General features: G+C 36.2%; 14 protein-coding genes and 4 tRNA genes. 17 read left to right on the top strand and 1 reads right to left on the bottom strand.

Annotation, left to right across the window (positions count from 1 at the left end; all coding sequences use genetic code 11):
- Window positions 1-73: 73 nt before the first annotated feature.
- The 17 genes from F0362_RS26985 (at window position 74) to F0362_RS26905 (ending at window position 14735) form a co-directional block, all read left to right on the top strand.
- Window positions 74-2047 (top strand): DHH family phosphoesterase, encoded by a 1974-nt coding sequence (locus tag F0362_RS26985; RefSeq protein WP_001113905.1) that lies wholly within the window; start codon window positions 74-76, stop codon window positions 2045-2047.
- Window positions 2044-2490 carry a 50S ribosomal protein L9 gene (gene rplI, locus F0362_RS26980; protein ID WP_000864222.1) on the top strand — a complete coding sequence of 149 codons (447 nt, stop codon included), beginning with the start codon at window positions 2044-2046 and terminating at the stop codon, window positions 2488-2490. The genes F0362_RS26985 and rplI overlap by 4 nt, the downstream gene beginning before the upstream one ends.
- A 27-nt stretch (window positions 2491-2517) precedes the next feature.
- The gene (gene dnaB, locus F0362_RS26975; protein WP_001286243.1) at window positions 2518-3867 is read left to right on the top strand and encodes a replicative DNA helicase; all 1350 of its coding nucleotides are present in this window, start codon (window positions 2518-2520) and stop codon (window positions 3865-3867) included.
- Between the two features lie 216 nt (window positions 3868-4083).
- Window positions 4084-5373: an adenylosuccinate synthase gene (locus F0362_RS26970; RefSeq protein ID WP_000100232.1), complete on the top strand. Its 1290-nt coding sequence runs from the start codon at window positions 4084-4086 to the stop codon at window positions 5371-5373.
- Window positions 5374-5512: 139 nt separating this feature from the next.
- Window positions 5513-5588, top strand: a tRNA-Lys gene (locus F0362_RS26965).
- A gap of 13 nt (window positions 5589-5601) precedes the next feature.
- A tRNA-Glu gene (locus F0362_RS26960) sits at window positions 5602-5673 on the top strand.
- A gap of 21 nt (window positions 5674-5694) precedes the next feature.
- Window positions 5695-5770: transfer RNA gene (locus F0362_RS26955), tRNA-Asp, on the top strand.
- Between the two features lie 41 nt (window positions 5771-5811).
- Window positions 5812-5884, top strand: a tRNA-Phe gene (locus tag F0362_RS26950).
- A gap of 283 nt (window positions 5885-6167) precedes the next feature.
- On the top strand, window positions 6168-6875 hold the full coding sequence (gene walR / locus F0362_RS26945) for a cell wall metabolism DNA-binding response regulator WalR (RefSeq protein ID WP_000971864.1): 708 nt from the start codon (window positions 6168-6170) through the stop codon (window positions 6873-6875).
- A 3-nt stretch (window positions 6876-6878) separates the two neighbouring features.
- Window positions 6879-8720, top strand: a complete 1842-nt coding sequence (gene walK, locus F0362_RS26940; RefSeq protein ID WP_000755358.1) for a cell wall metabolism sensor histidine kinase WalK — start codon at window positions 6879-6881, stop codon at window positions 8718-8720.
- Window positions 8717-10063, top strand: a complete 1347-nt coding sequence (locus F0362_RS26935; protein ID WP_000061572.1) for a YycH family regulatory protein — start codon at window positions 8717-8719, stop codon at window positions 10061-10063. The genes walK and F0362_RS26935 overlap by 4 nt, the downstream gene beginning before the upstream one ends.
- A complete protein-coding gene (locus F0362_RS26930) occupies window positions 10044-10880 on the top strand; it encodes a two-component system regulatory protein YycI (protein WP_000383715.1) in 837 nt (278 codons plus the stop codon). Before F0362_RS26935 ends, F0362_RS26930 begins: the two co-directional genes overlap by 20 nt.
- On the top strand, window positions 10864-11658 hold the full coding sequence (locus tag F0362_RS26925; RefSeq protein ID WP_000061688.1) for an MBL fold metallo-hydrolase: 795 nt from the start codon (window positions 10864-10866) through the stop codon (window positions 11656-11658). Before F0362_RS26930 ends, F0362_RS26925 begins: the two co-directional genes overlap by 17 nt.
- Before the next feature lie 63 nt (window positions 11659-11721).
- Window positions 11722-12897 (top strand): S1C family serine protease, encoded by a 1176-nt coding sequence (locus tag F0362_RS26920; RefSeq protein ID WP_000008023.1) that lies wholly within the window; start codon window positions 11722-11724, stop codon window positions 12895-12897.
- A 53-nt stretch (window positions 12898-12950) separates the two neighbouring features.
- Window positions 12951-13136: a CxxH/CxxC protein gene (locus F0362_RS26915; RefSeq protein ID WP_001052826.1), complete on the top strand. Its 186-nt coding sequence runs from the start codon at window positions 12951-12953 to the stop codon at window positions 13134-13136.
- Between the two features lie 59 nt (window positions 13137-13195).
- Window positions 13196-13675, top strand: coding sequence for a 23S rRNA (pseudouridine(1915)-N(3))-methyltransferase RlmH (rlmH, locus tag F0362_RS26910; RefSeq protein WP_001027003.1), 480 nt, complete (start codon window positions 13196-13198; stop codon window positions 13673-13675).
- Between the two features lie 181 nt (window positions 13676-13856).
- The gene (locus F0362_RS26905) at window positions 13857-14735 is read left to right on the top strand and encodes a radical SAM/SPASM domain-containing protein (RefSeq protein ID WP_000713626.1); all 879 of its coding nucleotides are present in this window, start codon (window positions 13857-13859) and stop codon (window positions 14733-14735) included.
- 41 nt (window positions 14736-14776) lie between these two features.
- On the opposite strand, the gene pepF is transcribed toward F0362_RS26905, so the two are convergent.
- Window positions 14777-16594, bottom strand: a complete 1818-nt coding sequence (gene pepF / locus F0362_RS26900; RefSeq protein WP_000800000.1) for an oligoendopeptidase F — start codon at window positions 16592-16594, stop codon at window positions 14777-14779.
- Window positions 16595-16701: the final 107 nt, after the last annotated feature.

The raw sequence follows: 16701 nt of genomic DNA, 5'->3' as shown, positions 1-16701 counted from the left end.
TATTCCTTATACTATTTTAATCTGTAAAACTAACTGGAAGGTGAGTTAGTTTTACTTTATAGGAGTTGTATACATGCCTGAATTTTATAAGAAACAGTGGTTTTTATATCCTGTTTATGTATTGGCATTTTTTGTATTTGTGCTAATTTCACTCCTCTGTTACTTTCATTTAATTATGGGAATATCAGCCTTTTTTATCTTTTGTATTGTACTTTTTGTCGTTATACGATTCGAACTTACTTTCCAAAGAAATTTTGAAAAACATACGACAGATATGATTACAAGGGTAAAGAAAGTGAGTAATGAAGCATTTAACCAAATGCCAATTGGTATTTTGTTATACAATAAGGATTATGGGATTGATTGGGCAAATCCTTATTTATCATCATGTTTGGGACAGCATGCATTAGCCGGTTGGCACCTTTACGATGTATCAGAAACATTACTCCTTTTTATTAAGGGGGAAACTTCTGACGATATAGTTTCTTTAAATAATCGAAAGTTCCGTGTTTTTGTAAGGAAAGAAGAAAAGCTAATTTATTTCTTTGATGTAACGGAACAAACAGAAATTGAAAAGATGTATGAAGATCAACGCACTGTTTTAGCTGTTATTTATTTAGATAACTATGATGAAGTTACACAAGGATTAGATGATCAATTACGTACGAATATAACAAGTCTTGTGACGTCACGTCTAAATGAATGGGCCGTTAAGTATGGCGCTTATTTAAAACGTGCATCTTCAGAGAGGTTCTTCGTTGTACTAAATGAAAGTATTTTAGCACAAATGGAGAAAGGCAAGTTTAACATTTTAGATCAAGTGCGTGAAGAAACATCTAAAAGGAATATACCACTTACGTTAAGTGTGGGTGTCGGATCAGGTGATATGCCTTTATCAGAGCTTGGAGCAATGGCTCAATCTGGTTTAGACCTTGCGCTTGGACGTGGTGGGGATCAAGTAGCTATTAAACAAGCGACAGGTAAAGTTAAATTTTACGGCGGTAAAACAAATCCAGTTGAAAAGCGTACTCGTGTACGTGCTAGAGTTATTTCGCATGCATTGAAGGATTTAGTATTAGAAAGTAGTAATGTCATTATAATGGGACATAGGGCCCCTGATATGGATGCAATTGGTGCTGCGATTGGTATTTTAAAGGTAGCTCAATTAAATGAGCGCAAAGGATATATTGTGTTAGATGAAAATGATTCCGATAAGGGAATTAAACGTCTGATGGATAAAGTGAAACAAAATGAAGAACTATGGTCTCATTTTATTACCCCAGATCAAGCGATGGAATTTGCAAATGATGAGTCCTTACTTGTTGTTGTGGATACACATAAGCCTTCTATGGTGATGGAGGAAAAACTGGTTCGTAAAATTGAAAATGTAGTGGTGATTGACCATCATCGTCGTGGAGAAGATTTTATTGAAGATCCATTACTTGTTTACATGGAACCATATGCTTCTTCGACGGCAGAACTTGTTACAGAATTACTTGAGTATCAACCGAAAAATTTAAAGATGACAATGTTAGAAGCGACGGCATTGTTAGCTGGTATTATTGTTGATACGAAAAGTTTTACGTTCCGGACGGGTGCTCGTACGTTTGATGCAGCTTCTTATTTACGCTCGCATGGTGCAGATACTGTACTTGTACAAGAATTGTTAAAAGAAGATATGAATCAGTATTTACGAGTTGCAAAAGCTATTAAAAATGCGTACATTTATAAAAATGGAATTGCTATTGCAAAAGTTGATAGTGATGACTATTACGATCAAGTGCTTATTGCACAATCAGCGGACACGCTATTAACGATGACGGGTATTATTGCATCATTTGTTATAGCGAAACGTGGGGAGAATTTCATTGGAATTAGCGGCAGGTCTTTAGGTGAAGTGAATGTGCAGCTAATTATGGAGAATCTAGGAGGTGGCGGGCATTTGACGAATGCAGCCACACAAATGAAAAATGTTACAGTAGATGAAGCTGAGGAGAAGCTTCGATTTGTTATTGATGACTATTTACAGGGAGGCACACAATCATGAAAGTAATTTTTCTAAAAGACGTAAAAGGTAAAGGTAAAAAAGGAGAAATAAAAAACGTACCAGATGGTTATGCAAATAACTTTTTACTAAAACAAGGATTAGCTGCTGAAGCGACAAACAGCAGTATGAAAACTTTAGAAGCTCAAAAGCGTAAAGAAGAAAAAGATGCAGCAGCAGAGCTTGAGAATGCAAAAGAGCTGAAAGAAACTTTAGAGAAATTAACTGTGGAACTGAAGGCGAAATCTGGGGAAGGTGGCCGTTTATTTGGTTCTATCACAAGCAAACAAATCGTAGACGCAATGCAAAAATCACATAAAATCAAACTTGATAAACGTAAATTTGAAATGGATGATGCAATTCGTGCATTAGGTTATACAAATGTGACTGTAAAATTGCATCCGCAAGTAACAGCAAAAGTAAAAGTTCATGTTAGTGAACAATAAAAATAAATTAAACAAGGAGGATTGCGTATGAGTGATGTAATGGCTGATCGTACCCCTCCGCATAATATAGAAGCTGAGCAGGCAGTCTTAGGTGCCATATTGATTGATCAAGATGCGTTAACGTCAGCATCAGAACTATTGGTACCTGACTCATTTTATCGAACGAAACATCAAAAGATCTTTGAAGTGATGCTTGGCTTGTCTGATAAGGGAGAGCCAATTGACTTAGTAATGATGACGTCAGCGATGGCTGATCAAGGATTACTAGAAGAAGTTGGTGGGGTTTCTTACTTAGCAGAGTTAGCAGAGATTGTTCCAACTGCTGCTAACGTAGAGTATTATGCACGAATCATCGCTGAAAAGGCGCTTTTACGTCGTTTAATTCGAACGGCGACTCATATCGTGTCTGATGGATATGAGAGAGAAGATGATGTGGACGGCCTTTTAAATGAGGCTGAGAAAAAAATATTAGAAGTATCTCATCAAACGAACGCTAAAGCATTCCAGAATATTAAAGACGTTCTTGTGGATGCTTACGATAAAATCGAACTTTTGCATAATCAAAAAGGTGAAGTTACAGGAATACCAACTGGATTTACTGAATTAGATAAGATGACCGCAGGTTTCCAACGAAATGATTTAATCATAGTAGCGGCGCGTCCGTCAGTAGGGAAAACTGCATTTTCATTAAATATCGCACAAAACGTAGCGACGAAAACGGATGAAAATGTAGCGATCTTTAGTTTGGAGATGGGCTCTGATCAGCTTGTTATGCGTATGCTTTGTGCAGAAGGTAATATTGATGCGCAAAGACTTCGTACTGGGTCATTAACTTCTGATGATTGGGCGAAGTTAACAATGGCGATGGGAAGCCTTTCAAATGCCGGTATATATATTGATGATACACCAGGGATTAAGGTAAATGAGATTCGAGCAAAATGCCGTAGATTAAAGCAGGAACAAGGTCTTGGGATGGTTTTAATTGACTATTTACAGCTTATTCAGGGAAGTGGGAAGTCGGGCGAGAACCGTCAGCAGGAAGTATCTGAGATTTCGCGTACATTAAAAGGGATTGCGCGTGAATTACAAGTGCCTGTTATTGCCCTTTCACAGTTATCCCGTGGTGTTGAATCTCGTCAAGATAAACGCCCTATGATGTCTGATATTCGTGAATCGGGGAGTATTGAGCAGGATGCTGATATTGTAGCATTCTTGTATCGTGAAGATTACTATGACCGTGAAACGGAAAATAAAAATACGATTGAAATTATCATCGCAAAACAACGTAATGGTCCGGTAGGTTCAGTAGAGCTTGCGTTTGTTAAAGAATTTAATAAGTTCGTTAACTTAGAACGACGCTTTGAGGATGGGGCATAAAGGCAGTATAAAAAAGAAACACATTTCTTATAATAAGATGTGTTTCTTTTTTTATAGAGTAAAGATAAGGCTTTCATAAGGTGAAAATATAATTCTTACGAACGAAAATGATTTTTAATAAAAAAATGTTCGCTTTTTTGGTTGACTTCTTTTTCGGTTTTGGTACAATTATATTGTTTGAATAGATCGTTTGAAAATTGCGGAGGTGCTTTAATAATGTCTTCAGTAGTAGTTGTAGGAACACAATGGGGCGACGAAGGAAAAGGTAAAATCACTGATTTTCTTTCTGAGCATGCGGAAGTAGTTGCAAGATATCAAGGTGGAAATAACGCGGGACATACAATTGTTTTCGGCGGAGTTAAATATAAGTTACACTTAATTCCATCTGGTATTTTCTATAAAGAGAAAATTTGTGTAATCGGAAATGGCTTAGTAGTAGATCCAAAAGCATTACTTGAAGAGTTAAAATACTTACACGACCGTGGTGTAAGTACTGATAATTTACGTGTAAGTAACCGTGCACACGTTATTTTACCTTATCATTTAAAACAAGATGAGTTAGAAGAGGCTAGTAAAGGTGATAACAAAATCGGTACAACGAAAAAAGGTATCGGTCCTGCATATATGGATAAAGCTGCTCGTATTGGTATCCGTATGGCTGATCTTTTAGACCGTGAAGCATTTAAAGAGAAGCTTGAGCGCAATTTAGTAGAGAAAAATCGTTTATTTGAAAAAATGTACGATACAGAAGGTTTCAGCGTAGAAGAAATCTTTGAAGAGTACTTCGAATATGGACAACAAATCGCACAATATGTATGCGACACATCTGTTGTATTAAATGATGCACTAGATAACAATCACCGTGTATTATTTGAAGGTGCACAAGGTGTTATGCTTGATATTGACCACGGTACGTACCCATTTGTTACATCTTCTAACCCGATTGCTGGTGGTGTAACAGTTGGAACTGGAGTTGGTCCGGCGAAAGTTACTCGCGTTGTAGGTGTATGTAAAGCATATACAAGCCGTGTTGGTGATGGTCCATTCCCTACTGAACTTAATGATGAAATTGGTCATCAAATTCGTGAAGTTGGTCGTGAATACGGAACAACAACTGGTCGCCCACGCCGTGTAGGTTGGTTCGATAGCGTTGTTGTAAGACATGCGCGTCGTGTTAGTGGTTTAACGGATTTATCATTAAACTCTATTGATGTATTAACAGGTATTCCAACTCTTAAAATCTGTGTTGCTTACAAATATAACGGAGAAGTTATAGATGAAGTTCCAGCAAACTTAAACATTTTAGCGAAATGTGAGCCTGTATATGAAGAGCTTCCAGGTTGGGAAGAAGATATTACTGGTGTGAAATCATTAGATGAGCTTCCTGAAAATGCAAGAAAATACGTAGAGCGTGTTTCTGAATTAACAGGAATCCAATTATCTATGTTCTCAGTTGGACCAGATCGTAACCAAACGAATATCGTTCGTAACGTATACGAAGTTTAATTGATATTTTTAAGAAAAACTCATGTCCGCATGAGTTTTTTCTTATCTTTTATAAAAAAACAAAAAAAGTATTGCAAAAATGAAAGATGATATGTTATGATATATCTTGTCGTCACGAAAATATGACGTTGGTGAGTATGAGCCATTAGCTCAGTTGGTAGAGCATCTGACTTTTAATCAGAGGGTCGAAGGTTCGAATCCTTCATGGCTCACCATTTTATTTTTCGTGGCCCGTTGGTCAAGTGGTTAAGACACCGCCCTTTCACGGCGGTAACACGGGTTCGAATCCCGTACGGGTCATGTTTTTTTATGTTTATTTTTGGTCCCGTGGTGTAGTGGTTAACATGCCTGCCTGTCACGCAGGAGATCGCCGGTTCGACCCCGGTCGGGACCGCCACTTTTGTTTATACCACCATTAGTGGTTTTATATATAGTTTTGGCTCGGTAGCTCAGTCGGTAGAGCAGAGGACTGAAAATCCTCGTGTCGGCGGTTCGATTCCGTCCCGAGCCACTCTCAGGATATTAAGTGGGCCCACTTAATATCCTTTTTATTTTGTGTAGTTTTACAAATGTGGGTAGTTATTTTACAATAGGATGAGGAGCCTCTAGCAGTTGAAGCTAGAGGTTTTTCTGTAGATCGTATAGGATTCCGTGTAAAGGTGGATCATACATGAGTCTATGAGAATAGAGGAGAGAACACTTAAATAAAGGTTGCTGTCATATAGGGATATACTATAGAAACATCAATATATTTAAGAATCATTGACCATATTTTTATGAGGAGGAAATAGACGATGATGGGAAAGAAAATTTTAGTAGTTGATGATGAAAAGCCGATTGCAGACATTTTGAAGTTCAACCTAGAAAAAGAGGGTTTTGAAATTGTAATGGCACATGATGGTGATGAAGCAATTGAGAAAGCTAATGAAGAACAGCCAGATATGGTTTTATTAGATATTATGCTACCAGGAAAAGATGGTTTAGAGGTTTGTCGTGAAATACGTAAAAACTCAGAAATGCCGATTATTATGCTTACAGCGAAGGACTCTGAAATTGATAAGGTATTAGGGCTTGAGCTTGGAGCAGATGATTATGTAACGAAGCCATTTAGTACGAGGGAATTACTTGCTCGTGTGAAGGCGAATTTACGCCGCCATCAACAAGGTGGTGCAGCAGAAAAAGAAGAAAATACTGAAATGGTTATTGGACCAATTATTATTAATCCAAATGCTTATAGTGTAACAAAGCGTGAGGAAAATATTGAGCTTACACATCGTGAATTTGAATTGCTACATTATTTAGCAAAACATTTAGGACAAGTTATGACACGTGAACATTTATTGCAAACAGTTTGGGGTTATGATTATTTTGGAGATGTGCGTACAGTGGATGTAACAGTACGTCGTTTACGTGAAAAAATTGAAGATAATCCAAGTCATCCTACTTTAATTGTAACTAGACGTGGGGTAGGGTATTACTTGCGTGACCCAGAGCAGGAATAATATATGAAAAAGGTTGGTTTTTTTCAATCCATTCATTTAAAGTTTGTGCTCATATATATGCTATTAATATTAATAGCGATGCAAGTAATCGGTGTATATTTCGTAAGAGAATTAGAAAAAAGTCTTGTACAAGGCTTTAAGGATTCCCTGACACAACAAACGAATTTACTATCGTATAATTTAAAGCAAGAATTTACAAAAAGTCGTGAAAAAACAGATCCAGAATCATTAGATGACGCTATAAAAAATTCGATTCAAAAGTTTGCATCGGATCGTAAGAAAGATATTCAAGAAGTAAGTGTATTTGATTCTAATAGAAAATTAATGGCGATTTCAGACACGGCTAAGCAAAATAAGATAGGCAGAACATCGACAGATATAGCTGTTCAACGGGTAATTGTACAAAATAAACTAGAATCAAAAATTGAGAAAGATGGAGGAACTGGCCATCGAGTTCAAGTGATGATTACTCCTATTCAAAGCGATAAAGCTGGGGAGGTACTTGGTGTCATTCGTATTGTTGCATCTATGGAAGATGTATACAAACAAATGAAGGATATAAATCAAATTTTTGCTACCGGAACAGTGATTGCTTTGTTAGTAACGGCTGTACTTGGGATTTTACTAGCTCAAACAATTACAAGACCAATTTCAGATATGCGAAGGCAAGCAATTGAAATGGCAAAAGGAAATTATTCGAGAAAAGTAAAGGTCCATAGTCATGATGAAATTGGCCAATTAGCATTATCTTTCAATAATTTATCAAAAAAGCTACAACAAGCTCGTTCTTCAACAGAAAGCGAAAGACGTAAATTATCATCTGTTTTATCACATATGACAGATGGAGTAATTGCTACTGACCGAAAAGGGGATATTATTTTATTAAATGACCCTGCGGAAAAGATGCTAAATGTTTCGCGTGAAACGGCGCTGGATCAATCGGTTTTAGAAGTATTGGGGATACAGGAAGAATTTACGCTCGATCATTTATACGAAGAGCCTGATTCTGTTTTATTAGATTTTAGTACGAGAAATGAACCATACATTTTACGTGCTAGTTTCTCTGTTATTCAAAAAGAGACGGGGAAGGCAAATGGTTTAATTGCTGTATTATACGATGTAACGGAGCAGGAGCGTATAGAAGGGGAACGCCGCGAGTTTGTGGCGAACGTCTCTCATGAATTAAGAACACCATTAACAACGATGCGTAGTTACTTAGAAGCGCTGACAGATGGTGCATGGCAAGATCCAAATATTGCACCGCAATTTTTAACAGTTACACAAGAGGAAACAGAAAGAATGATAAGGCTTGTAAATGCGCTGTTGCAACTATCTAAGCTTGATAGTACAGAACATCGTTTGATGAAAGAGTGGGTCGACTTTACTGACTTCTTTAATAATGTTATTGATCGCTTTGAAATGTCTAAAGAGCAAAATGTAAGTTTCAAACGATCTTTCTCTAAAAAATCTAGATTTATTGATATGGATACGGACAAAATTACACAAGTGTTGTATAACATTATTTCTAACGCATTAAAGTATTCGCCAGAAGGTGGAACAGTAACATATCGCTTACGTGATCGAGGGGAGTTATTAGAGATTAGTGTAAGTGACCAAGGTATGGGTATTCCGAAAGAAAACGTAGATAAAATCTTCGAACGTTTTTATCGTGTGGATAAAGCCCGTTCAAGACAAATGGGTGGTACAGGTCTTGGATTAGCTATTGCAAAAGAAATGATTGAGGCACATGGTGGTTCTATTTGGGCGAAGAGTGAGGAAGGAAAAGGAACGACGATTTATTTCACACTGCCACTGGCACCAGATGAAGAGGACGATTGGGAATGAGTATGGAAAACTTTAAAACGATAGTTCTAATTAATTTAGTTGTTATTAGTCTATTTTTAACTTTTAATTTATGGACATATGTTCCCGATTCCACTTCTGTGCAAAATACAAAATTTGTTCAAGGTAATGAAGAGATAAATCCGATAAAGATTTCAGGAGTTGTTCGCCCATCCTCTGTTATTGTTCATAAAGAAAAAAATCATTACGTAAGTGAGAATACGAACAACGTGAACTCACTTTATAAAATTCTTGAAAATGGAGAATTACATGATTTTAGGGAAATAACAGGCACAGTTCCTAAAGGGGATTTTCTTTCTTATGTACACGGAGAAGAAAAGATTGAATTTGTTTTTCCTACAAATGTGCCACTTGAGACGATTAAAGACATGTTCAATATTAAAGATAAAAATTTAGAATCTAATAGAGGTTTTAATCGCATTGTAATCGATCCTTCTCGAAGCAAGGACCAAGAAATTAAAGTTAATTTTATTTCTTATGATAATCCTCGTAGAATATATCAAGCGATGTTGAGTGGTGCTTATGTAAAGGATGTTATAAACGACCAAAATCGATTTATTACATTAGCAAAACCATATTTTGAATATCAAGTAAATGATACGAAAAAACTGTTTTTACCAGATGGAATTACGGAATTAAATCAGATAGAGTATTTTGTGTCTGGGTTAGATGTGGATTCATTTAAAAATGTTTTATTTAGTGATCCGCGTTATTTAAGTCCTATTACCGAGAAATCAAAGGAAACATTTACAGATGGTATTCGATCTATGGAAATTGATAAGTTGAATTTAATGTTGAAATATAAAAATTCCGCAGTATATAGTGATAAAGTTACAGATAATGCGATGCTTTTGAAGAAAAGCTTCGACTTTGTAAGTGGGCACAGTGGTAACTTAAATTCTTATCGTCTTGATTATATTAATAAGGGGAAAACCTCATTCCGTTTATACGAGGGCGGTTTACCTGTATTTAATGCAGATGGAATGGCTGAATTAAAACAAGCATGGGGTTCAGGCGAAATCATGCAGTATGAGAGATCTCTTTTTGATTTCAATATTCCTTTACCTAGTACACCCACTTCTCTTGCATCAGGTCGTACAGTGATGACATCATTAGAGAATAATCCGGAAATTGACAAAAATTCAATTCAGGATGTTGGTATTGGTTATAAAATGTCATTGAAATCTTCCGTGAACGGAGGTCCTGTGAACGGAGGAGAGATCAGTATTTTACAGCCGATATGGTATGTAAAATGTGATGAAGAGGGTAAACAAAAAATATATGAGTGGAGTGAGGGAGGACTAAATGGATTGGGATCGAATTAAAACGATATTTATTGTGACCTTTTTTGTTTTAGACCTCTTTCTTATCTTTCAGTTCATTCAAAAGCAAGATAGTAATCAGTTGGAAATTGTGACAGAAACAAAAATTGATCAACAATTAAAAGAATCTAAAATTACTATGGGGAGTTTTCCTAAAGAGCCGAAAAAAGAGTCATTTATTATGGCGAAAAATAAAAACTTTAAAGAAGAAGATGTGCAATCTTTAAAAAATCAAACAGCGCATCTGCAAAATGAATATACGATAGAAGGTAAGTTGAAAGAGCCATTTTTAAATGCAAAATCATTATCTAAGGATAAATATAATGATTTCTTAAAAAACAGTGTCCTTGATGGGCAGAAATACGAATTTGGAGCAATGAAAGACTCTAAAATTTATTTCTTCCAAAAGTATAAGGATAAGCCGATTTTCCACAATAATCATGCAATGATTGTTGTGGATTTAAATGAAAAAAACGAGCTTGTTTCGTATACACAAACAATGTTAACGGATTTGAAGGAAATGGGCGAAAGTGAAAAAACGAAAGAACAAGAAATTATCACTGCTCAAACAGCTTTGGAAAATATATATTTAAAAAATAAAATTGCAGAAAATACGCACGTGAAAGAGGCGCAGATTGGATATGCGGCTCTAGCTGAATCATCTTCTAATATACAAGTGCTAGCTCCAACTTGGAACTTAAAGACAGAGCAGAAAAAGGACTTTTTTGTGAATGCAATTGAAGGACAAGTTATGGAATTAGGGGAAACTCAAGTGCCGGAAGAACATAATGGAGTGAGAAAGAATGAGTATGCATTTTAGTGTGCTTGCAAGTGGAAGTACAGGGAATATGCTATATGTAGGAACGGATGAAAAAAAATTACTCGTCGATGCAGGTTTAAGTGGTAAAGCAACAGAGGCTTTATTTAAACAAGCAGAACTGAATATAAATGATGTATCAGGTATTCTTGTCACACATGAGCATAGTGACCATATTAAAGGATTAGGTGTATTGGCGCGTAAATATGATTTACCAGTTTATGCGAACGAGAAAACATGGAATGCAATGGAACATTTAATAGGAAATATTCCAACTGAGCAAAAGTTCATTTTCTCAGTTGGGGATGTGAAAACATTCGGTGATATTGAGGTCGAGTCATTTGGAGTTTCCCATGATGCGGCAGAGCCGATGTTTTATGCTTTTCATAACAATAATAGAAAATTAGCCCTTATTACAGATACAGGATACGTGAGTGACCGTATGAAAGGTGTTATTAAGGGAGCTAATGCTTTCGTATTTGAAAGTAATCATGATGTGGAAATGCTTCGTATGGGACGTTATCCGTGGAGCATTAAAAGACGTATTTTAAGCGACGTTGGTCACGTTTGTAATGAGGATGCTGCGTTAGCGATGGCAGATGTAATTACAGATGAGACAAAACATATTTATTTAGCACATTTAAGCTTAGATAACAATATGAAAGAACTAGCGCGTATGTCAGTATCGCAAGTGTTAGAGGAAAAAGGATTTGGAGTGGGAGAATCCTTTGAAATTCATGATACAGATCCAAAAATGCCTACGAAAATTCAATACGTATAATTCTTCATTTTAGTAAACAATAAAGGTGAATATAGTTGTTTTCAGGAAGATAGGTGAACAAATATGTCCTTTATTGATGAAGAAAAGTATCGTATAAAACGTGCAGGTAAAAAGAAGCATAAAGGTATTGTCATTTCTAGCATAGCAGGAACAATTGTAGGGGCTTCATTATTTGCATTTGGGGCGCCTTTATTTTCGAATCATGCTGGCGCGCTTCCGCAAGCTGAAGCAAGTGGAAGTAACATGGCTGAAGCTCAAGGGATTAAACAGGTTAGCTTTGTAGACGCTGTTGATCGCGCTTCTGAAGCTGTTGTTGGTATTATTAATATTCAACGAGACAATTTTTCAGAGGCAGATTCAGAAGCCGGTACAGGATCTGGTGTCATTTATAAAAAGACAGATGGACAAGCTTACATTGTAACAAATAACCATGTCGTTGCTGGAGCAAATCGTATTGAAGTAAGTCTAAGTGACGGTAAGAAGGTCCCAGGGAAAGTATTAGGAACCGATGTAGTCACAGATTTAGCTGTACTAGAAATAGATGCGAAGCATGTGAAAAAAATAATTGAGATTGGCGATTCTAATAAAGTTCGTCGAGGAGAACCGGTCATTGCGATTGGAAATCCACTCGGACTGCAATTTTCGGGGACCGTTACACAAGGCATTATTTCAGCTAACGAGCGTATTGTTCCTGTAGACTTAGACCAAGATGGTCATTACGATTGGCAAGTAGAAGTATTACAAACAGATGCAGCGATTAATCCAGGTAATAGTGGTGGTGCACTTGTAAATGCGGCAGGACAATTAGTTGGTATTAACTCAATGAAAATTGCTGCAAAAGAAGTGGAAGGAATCGGATTAGCTATTCCGGTTACTAGAGCCGTTCCGATTATGAATGAACTTGAGAAGTACGGGAAAGTAAGAAGACCTTATGTTGGAATTGAACTTAGATCATTAAATGAGATTCCGAATTATTATTGGTCCAAAACATTACATTTACCAGGCAATGTAGCAGAGGGAGTTTGCATTTTAGATGTGAAAAGTCCTTCACCAGGCGCGGATGCTGGTTTGCGAGAACATGATGTTATTGTAGCGGTAGATGGAAAACCAGTAAACGATATTATTGGGTTCCGTACGGCCTTATATGATAAAAAAATTAATGATAAAATGACTCTTACGTTTTATCGTGGTACAAAAAGAGCAACAACAACGGTGAAATTAGGCATTCAAAAATATTAAAAACAGGAGGGCCTACCTCCTGTTTTCTATTGTAGAAAAGTGAGGTGAAGAATATGAATTTACCTTGTTGTTTAGAACATGTTGAATTAGCGTTAGATATTATTGTTGATGAATGTGAAGTTGCACCGGTTATTAACAATGTGGATAACTCAGAAAAAGATAAAAAAACATGTGAATTTTGTCAAAATGAGGCGACATATGTTGTATCGAACACAGATTCTCACACAATATGTGGGTAACGTTTGTGGATATGTGGATAAGTTATGTGGATAACATGTTTGTAAAGTGGGGAATAAATGTGAATATCTCGATTATTTCAATCGGAAAATTAAAGGAAAAGTATTTAAAACAAGGTATAGCAGAATATTTAAAACGATTATCTGCGTACGCAAAAGTAGAAGTAATTGAATTGCCAGATGAAAAAGCACCAGAAAATTTAAGTGAAGCCGAAATGTTAATTGTAAAAGAAAAAGAAGGTATACGTATACTGGATAAAATTTCTGATGATACGCACGTGATCGCATTAGCGATAGAAGGAAAACAAAAGTCATCAGAAGAATTTGCAGTAAGCCTAGATCGTCTTGCTACATATGGAAAGAGTAAAGTTGCCTTTGTAATTGGTGGATCACTTGGACTAAGTTCAGAAGTAATGAAGCGTTCCAATGAATCTCTTTCTTTTTCGAAAATGACATTACCACACCAATTAATGCGATTAGTATTGCTTGAGCAAGTGTATAGAGCGTTTCGTATTAATCGTGGTGAACCATATCATAAGTAAATTTCCATTTGTATATAAAAAGAGTAAAAAAGACCATTGGATAAAAATCACCGATGGTCTTTTAAACATTAATAGGTGGTATGCAGATTTCCTAAAATAAGTATGTTTCTATTTCTAAAAAAGTATGCTGTAATATGAAGAGGAAAAAATTATAAGTAGTCAGAGAAGTGAGGAATTAAAGGTGAAGAAGTTTAAGAAGTTTTACTTAGAGATTACAAGTGTATGTAATCTTGCGTGCAGCTTTTGTCCGCCGACGGAAAGGCAGAAGCAATTCATTTCTGTGGAGGATTTTGCTAAAAGATTAGACCAAATTAAACCTCACACAGACTACATTTATTTGCACGTGAAGGGTGAGCCGTTGCTCCATCCAAAAATAGATCAACTGCTAGATTTAAGCCATGAAAAAGGATTTAAAGTTAATATTACAACGAACGGAACGTTAATTAATAAGAGAAGGCATAGACTGTTAAATAAGCCTGCTCTAAGACAAATGAACTTTTCCCTGCACAGTTTTGATGGACATCCAGGTTCGCAAGATAAAGAGGGCTATGTAAGAAGTATACTTGCCTTCATTAGGGAAGCAACAAGTCAATCAGATTTAATTGTTTCGCTAAGGTTATGGAATTTAACTCAGGATAATAAGACAAATGCTGAAATCCAGAAAAATAGAGAGCTATTATCCATAATTGAAAATGAGTTTGATCTGCCTTATCAAATTGAAGAGAAGCTTACACCAGGAAAAGGTATAAAAATTGCGGAACGTGTCTTTATTAATCAAGATTATGAATTTCAATGGCCGGCATTGCATGAAGAAGAGGATGATGGAAAAGGATTCTGTCATGGTCTTCGAAATCAAGCGGGTATTTTAGCAAATGGAACGGTTATTCCTTGCTGTTTAGACGGTGAAGGGATTATTAATCTTGGGAATATTAATAATGATTCATTTTCTAACATTATAGAAGGTGAAAGAGCAACAAACATTGTCGATGGATTTTCGAAAAGAGTTGCAGTCGAAGAGTTATGTAGGAAATGTGGATACCGTAAAAGATTTGGAAAGTAAATATGAAATAAGCCCTCATAAAGAAGCGAGGGCTTATTTTTTTATTCTTGATAAGAACGCTCTAATTCATCAATTAAGGAGCCAACGTAAGAAACAGCTTTACGGATTGCATCTGGTTTTGACATATCTACTCCGGCATGTTTCATTAATTCAAGTGGTTTCATTGTACCACCAGCGCGAAGTACATCTAACCAGCGATCAACGGCGGGCTGCCCTTCTTCTTTAATCATTTGGGCTACTGCGGTAGATGCAGTTAGACCTGCAGAATACGTGTAAGAATATAAGCCCATGTAATAATGAGGTTGGCGCATCCAAGTTAAGCCGGCACCTTCATCGATTTCTACAGAATCCCCCCAGAATGTAGAAAGGACATTTGTTTTTATTTCGGTTAAACTTTTAGCTGTAAGTGCTTTTCCTTCTTCTGCTAGAGTATATACTCTTCGTTGGTATTCGCCCTCAAGTAAGTGAGTAACAAAGTTATGATAATATGTGCCAAGTAGTTGTAGAATGACCCATCTGCGCATTCTCTTATCGTTAGTTGTTGCAAGTAAATGTTGGGCTAGTAATAATTCATTCATTGTTGATGGTGCTTCAACAAAGTACATAGATGGACGTACATTCATAATGCGCTGGTTTTTATTTGCTAAATAAAAATGCCCAGCATGACCAAATTCATGTGCTAATGTGAAGCATCCGCGCATCGTATTTTGCCATGTAATTAAAATATATGGATGAGAACCATATGGACTTGAACAAAATGCTCCTGTTGATTTGCCTACATTATCTGCAAGATCTACCCATCTTTCTTTGAAGCCTTTTTCGATAATGGAACTATATTCATCTCCTAATACTTTTAAAGAATCTTGAATGAGTTTGCCTGCTTCTTCGTAAGTAATTGCTGGATTAAATTCAGGATCTAAAGGTGCATGTAAGTCGCAGAAAAGCATTTGATCGAGTCCTAATACTTTCTTTTTTAAATCTGCAAAACGGCGCATATGAGGCGCTAATTCTTTATAAATAATATCAAGTTGATTGTTATACATTTCAAGTGGAACTTTTTGCGGCTCTAAAAGCATATGAGTAACGGATTCATATTTGCGTAAACGAGAAAGTGTCACTTGTTTTTTTACTTCAGTAGCATATGTTGTGGCAACTGTATTTTTATATCGCTTCAAAGTGGAAACAAACGATTCATATGCTTTTCTACGTATGTATGCGCTTGGAGAGAATTCATAATTGCTTTCAAATAATGCAAATGACAAAGGGAATTCGTTTCCTTGTTCGTCTTGTATAGGATTGAAATCCATATCGGCCAATTTAGTCATGCCGTAAATTTTGTATGGAGAACTATGAACTTCGCCAAGTGCAGCAAGTGCTTCTTCTGTTTCAGGTGAAAGAGTGTGCTGCCTTTTGCTCAGCACTTCTAGTAATGATTTACGAAAAGGGTTGAGTTTTATCTCCTCAATTAAATATTTTTCAATCGTGCCTTCTTCAAATGAGAGAATTTCATTATGAATAAAGGATAGTGCTGTATGTACTTTCGTTCCTAGAGCAGAAACTTTGGAAGAGTTCGCTTGAATAACTGGATCTGTCCGATCAGCAGATTCTTTTAGGTTTGCATATGAGCTCAGTTTTGTTAATTTCATTAAAAGCTCTTCCTCTATAAGTAAGCAATTTAGTAAAGTAGTGGAGCTAGTATGCAAGCGTCCTTTAAATGCACCAAGTTTCTGTATATCATTTTCTAATACGTTTAATGCAGCGTGCCACTCGGCATCAGATTTATACAAATCAGAAAGATCCCATGTTAGTTCAGTAGGAACTTCTGCGCGAATAAGGCGATTTTCAATTACATTTTTCATTTATTATAGCCCCCTTATTTTAAGTATTTAAAAATATGATACTAGAAAATTCAGTAAAATAAAAATATTTAACGGTTTTATACATAAAAAAGAAGGACAGGCATACA

It is taken from the genome of Bacillus sp. BS98, from assembly GCF_008432245.1.
GTDB classification, from domain to species: Bacteria; Bacillota; Bacilli; order Bacillales; family Bacillaceae_G; genus Bacillus_A; species Bacillus_A toyonensis.
The sequence above is the reverse complement of the archived record's forward strand: the minus strand, read 5'-3'. Positions and strand labels throughout refer to the sequence as shown.